This window comes from Chrysiogenia bacterium, from assembly GCA_020434085.1.
Lineage (GTDB): Bacteria > JAGRBM01 > JAGRBM01 > JAGRBM01 > JAGRBM01 > JAGRBM01.
Map to the genome: position 1 here is coordinate 1 of JAGRBM010000372.1, position 5,201 is coordinate 5,201.

General features: G+C 64.0%; 4 protein-coding genes. All 4 read left to right on the top strand.

Going from position 1 to position 5,201, the window contains the following annotated elements; genetic code table 11:
* A partial coding sequence (locus KDH09_12955; GenBank protein ID MCB0220602.1) for a hypothetical protein occupies positions 1 to 1,491 on the top strand: 1,491 nt, incomplete at its 5' end.
* 50 nt (positions 1,492 to 1,541) lie between these two features.
* Positions 1,542 to 2,396 (top strand): Hsp33 family molecular chaperone HslO, encoded by an 855-nt coding sequence (locus KDH09_12960; protein ID MCB0220603.1) that lies wholly within the window; start codon positions 1,542 to 1,544, stop codon positions 2,394 to 2,396.
* 14 nt (positions 2,397 to 2,410) lie between these two features.
* Positions 2,411 to 3,094, top strand: a complete 684-nt coding sequence (locus tag KDH09_12965) for an HAD family hydrolase (protein MCB0220604.1) — start codon at positions 2,411 to 2,413, stop codon at positions 3,092 to 3,094.
* 139 nt (positions 3,095 to 3,233) lie between these two features.
* On the top strand, positions 3,234 to 5,201 hold a 1,968-nt coding region (locus tag KDH09_12970), incomplete at its 3' end, for a hypothetical protein (GenBank protein ID MCB0220605.1).

The window sequence follows — 5,201 nt, forward strand, 5'->3', positions numbered from 1 at the left end:
CCGAAGAAATCGCAGATCGAAGATCCCAAGCAGGCGCTCTCGGTCGGCGACATCGTGAAGGTGCGACTGCTCTCTATTTCGATCGATCAGGCACGCGGCGCCGAACAACTTGGCGAGCTCTACCTGCCGGCGTATTCCTATGAACTCTCGCTCTACCAGGTGCCCGAAGTGCAGGGCGCCCTGCTCTCACTCGAGCCCTACACCGGCCGCGTACGCGCGATGGTCGGCGGCTACGACCACGCCACCAGCAAGTTCAACCGCGCCGTGCAGGCCCTTCGCCAGCCGGACAGCGCGTTCAAGCCGATCATCTTCTCGAAAGCGCTCTCGAAGGGCTACACCGCCTCGACCACCATCCTCGACGCGCCGGTGACCTATCAGGGCGCCAGCGACGCAGAGGTGTGGAAGCCCAAGAACTACGTCGATCGCTTCTCGGGCGAGGTCACGCTTCGCGAGGCGCTGACCCGTTCGATCAACACCATTCCCGTGAAGATCCTCATGGATCTCGGAGTGGACTACACCATCAACTACGCGCGTGATCTTGGCATCGAGAGCGAGCTCGCCCACGACCCGACCCTCGCGCTGGGCTCGTCGTCGGTCACGCTCAAGGACCTGTGCCGCGCCTATTCGGCGTTTGGCAACGGGGGCTACCGCATCAACGCCACCATGATCGAACAGGTGCGCGATGCCACCGGCCAGCTCATCTTTGAAAAGGACGACCCCTGGCACCGCGCGGCCAACCCGGACCTGCCGCCCCCGGCGCCGGCGGCCCACACCCTGCTGCACGAGCTCCCTCGCCTGGAAGCCGAAAAGGAACTCTCCGGTCGCCCGGCGAACCTGCCCATGTTCGGCGCGTGGCTGAAGTCGGATTTCGAAAAGATGAGCCTTGAAGAGCGTGCCGAGCGCATCACCCGCGTCTCGGCCAACGCCCGGCACCTGGGGCGCGTTGCCAGCCCGGCGGCCTCCTACGTGATGACCAACCTGCTCTACAACGTGATTTCCCGCGGCACGGGCCACTACGCTGCGGCCCTCAACCGCCCGGCAGCAGGCAAGACCGGCACTTCCAACGACAACGTGGACGCCTGGTTCATCGGCTACACGCCCGACCTGCTCACCGGCACGTGGGTCGGCTACGACGACCGCACCAGCCTCGGGCACTTCAGCGCCGGCGGCAACACCGCCGCGCCCATGTGGCTCGACCACATGCAGGCCGTGCTGGAGGGAACCCCCGTGCAGGAGTTCCCGGTTCCCGAGGGCGTTGTATTCGCGGCCATCGATGCCAAGAGCGGCAAGCTCGCACGGCCCGATGGCGAGGGCGTGATCTTCCAGGCATTTATCGACGGCACCCAGCCGGTCGAGTACGTCGAGGACGCCAACGAGATCAAGGCTGAAGACTTCTTCAACGTCGATACCGACCTGCAGGGAGGCGGCGGCAGCGCCGCCGGCCCCGAGGGCAGCCCACCCTCGGCAGAGGACATCCTCAACCTGCCCTGATCTCTGGCGACGCAGTTGCGGCATTCCAAAGTCCAAGGCACACTTTCCCTATGTCCGATCTCATCGTCCGTGGACTGCTCAAATCCATGCAAGCGCGCTTTGTCGCGTGCTCCCTTTCGGAAACCGCGCAGGAAGTCTGCGACCGCCACAAGCTCCAGGGCCCGGCCGCGCGCCTGATGAGCGAGGCACTCACCGGCTGCGCCCTGCTGGGCTCGATCCTCAAGGGCAACGAGAAGGTCACCCTGCAGCTTCACACCGAGGGCAAGCTGCGATCACTGCTGGCCGACATCGATCACGACGGCAACGTGCGCGGCACCCTGCGCGCCGAGCCCGGCGCCACCTACCGCGAGCTGGTCGATGCCAAGGGCGTCCTCATTCTCAGCCAGAGCCACCTGGGCAAGATGGTCTACCAGGGCACCAGCCAGATGCGCATGGCCGATCTGCCCGGTGACCTGGCCCTGCACTGCTCGACTTCCCAGCAGATCGAAACCTACATGGGCGTCATCTGGGAAGCCCCCGAGCGCGGCGGCATGCTGGCAGCGGGCCTCTTGCTGCAGGCGTTGCCCGACGTGGACATTGAGGCCTTCGATGCCTTTCGCAGAAAGCTCGAGACCGGGCAGATCCAGATCAGCCGGGAGCTGGCCATCGAACCGCGCGCCTACGCCCAGCACCTGCTGCGGGATTTCGAGCCCCATGTGCTGCTGGAGAAACCCCTTCAACACCACTGCACCTGTTCGAAAGAGCGGATCGAGCCCATCCTGCTGGCCATGGGCGCAAAGGAGATCCACTCCCTGATCGATGAACAGGACGGGGCCAGCGTGGTTTGCGAGTGGTGCGGAAAAGGTTATGAGTTCAGCGCCGATGAGCTGCACGGTTTGCTCGAACAAGCGGCGAAGCAGGAATAGGCAAGGAACACATCATGGTCAAAGCCGTATATTTCGATCTCGATGGAACACTTCTGAATGTTTCGCGCCGCTTTCACCGCGCGCTCAATACCGCGCGCGTCAGCGAAGGCGCGGCCGAGATGGATTGGGACGAATTCGAGCGCCGCTACGGCAAGGACGTGCTGACCGAGCAGGTTCCCGCCGAGCGCCACGGCCACTTCTGGCGCCTGTTTCTCGAAGAGTTCTCCCACAAACCGGAGCCGCATCTGGGCGAGCCCTTCCCCGGCGTCACCGACGCGCTCGATGAGCTGCGCCGCCGCGGCCTGCGCACGGCGGTCATCACCAACCGGGCCTCAAAAAGCGATGCGGTGCGAAGCGAACTCTCCCAGATGGGGATGGAAGACCACTTCGACGTGGTGCTCTCCCAGGGGGATTTCAACTTCCAGCGCGGCGACTTCGCCACGGACCTGAGCCTGTATTCCAAGGAATCGATGATCCACCATGCGTCCGGGGAACTGGGCCTTGAACCGGCAGGGGTGGCCTTCGTGGGCGATCTCATCACCGACATTGTCTCCTCCCGCAAGGCGGGTTGCCGCCTCTCGGTGGGGGTGCTGACCGGCGGCATGAACCGCCAGGGCCTTGAGAGCGCCGGAGCGCACCACGTGCTCGACTCGGCGGCACAGATTCTGGAGATTCTCGACCGGCTCTCCCGGGCCTGACCCCCGCCGCATCCGTCAATCCCCCACCCCTGCCCCGCCATGCGATTCCGGGGCTCATTGACAGCCGAAAAAACGTCGTGTTTACTGGGGGTTGTCTCCCATGAAGACGCGGGGAATTGGTTCGGGAAGAGGGCCAATTGTGTTGAAACTTGGACTATTAAATGCGGACCTTGATGTCGGCGGCGTTGGCGTTGTCGAAGAGGCCCAGTTGTTCCGTTTGACGGACTCCGAGAAAAAGGATTTCGAGAAGAAACTCCCCGATCTCAATGCCCTCGTCGCGGATCTCAACCTTATCAACATCGACAGCTTTCGCTTCCTCAAGGGATTCAGCGACCAGCTCACCGAGCGCGTCCGCGACGGCGGCCTGCTGCTGTGTTTTACCTCGCGTCCGAATCTCCATTCGCCCGACGGCATCCAGAACAAATACTCCTGGCTTCCGCTCTTCGATGATTCCAAGGAAGTGCGCGAAGACCTGGTCGACAAGATTCAGCCCGGCGAGGGCGCCAACGGCGTCTCCTCGGCACTGGGCAATTTGATCGACAGTTTCTACGCGACCTGCAGTTTCCCCGAAGGTTTTGGGACTGAGCCCTACAACACCCTGCTACAGGGTGAGGACGGCCTGGCCGTCGGGCTGGCCAAGCCGCTGGGCAAGGGCTGGGTCCTGCTCATCCCGCAGGCCGAGGAAAAGGGCAAGGTGCTCGAATCGGCGCTGCAGTGGTGGGACGAGACGCTCAAGGGCGGCGGCGCGCCCGCAGGCGACGAGAATGAGCCGCTTGCCGCTTCCGACGAAGTGGACGCATCGGTCGACGCGCCGGACGATGGCGGCGACGAATTTGAACATCTCGATTCCGAACCCGTTGACCTCGACGATCTCTCGGCGGCCCCTGCTGGCGATGAAGAGCCCCCGGCCGATCTGGGCGAGCTGGAACTCGATGCCGGCGCCGCCCCCGAAGAGAATGAAGAAGTCGCGCTGGCCGTCGACGATGCCGCTCCTTCGGATGAGAGCGCCGAAGGCGACGAAGTCGCCGACATGGGCGACCTGGAGGCCGGCTCCGATCTGGAACTCGACCTGCCGCCCGAGACGGACGAGACGCCGGAAGAAGAATCCGCAGCAGACGAAGAAGACGATTCCGCGCCCGACGAGGAAAACGAGGACCTCGAATCCGTTCTCGCCGCGCCCTCCGGCGAGGAAGACGAATTTGCCGCAAGCAGCGACGGGACCGAAGCAGATTCTTCGGAGAGCGAAGAGTTCAGCGCCGAAGACAGGGAAATGATCTCCGCGCTCAAGGTGCTGCTGGGCAAGGACTTCGAGGAAGTCTCTGCCCTTCCCACCGAGAAGCTGCGCGAGATCTACGAATCCCACGTGGAAGAGGCCCGCCGCAAGGTCTTCGAGGGCGCGCAGAACGAGCTGACCGAGCTCCTTGAGGCGTCCGGGAACCAGGAAGAAGAATCAGCCTCCGGGGATTCCGGCGACGAAGAAGAGGAAGAATCCGAAATGGGCTCCAGCGTCGACGACATCGGCCTGGAAGTTCCCTCGGCCCCGTCCTGGATGGACGAGTTCAAGGCGAAAGTTCCCGGCATCTCCGACATCGTCGAGGAAGCAGAGAAGCTCGAGACCGAGGCACGCCGCCTGCTCGATCAGGCCGGCGAGCTGCGCGGGCGCGTCGATGCGCTCTCGCGCTGGGATCCCCTGCTCTATCTGGGTGACGAAGCCATGGCCGAAGAACTCGGAGAGTTCTTCCACGTGGTGCTCGGCGCCGATGCCTCCATTGAGGACGATCTCGACGACGGGCGCCCCGCCCTCAAGCTGCTGAGCGCCGAGGGCGACTTCCTCGTGCACGTCGCCACCGACAATGATCCGGTCAGCGAGGACGTGGGCCGCGCGCTCATGCGCCACCTGGCCGACGTGGACGTGGACACCAAGGGCATGCTGGTCCTCAATGGGTCACTCGGCCGCACCCCGCCGCGCAACCCCGAGGAACACGCCCAGAAGAAGCTCATCAAGCTCGCCGCCAAGCGCGGCCTGGTCGTCGTGAGCGTCAACCAGCTCTACCGCCTGGGTCTGAAAGCCCAGCAGGACGAGGAATGGGATCCCGAGCCGATCCTC

Bases quoted from the DNA above. Each gene is read 5' to 3' on its own strand.
- KDH09_12960 (MCB0220603.1), top strand. From the start codon at position 1,542: ATGTCCGATCTCATCGTCCGTGGACTGCTCAAATCCATGCAAGCGCGC.
- KDH09_12965 (MCB0220604.1), top strand. From the start codon at position 2,411: ATGGTCAAAGCCGTATATTTCGATCTCGATGGAACACTTCTGAATGTT.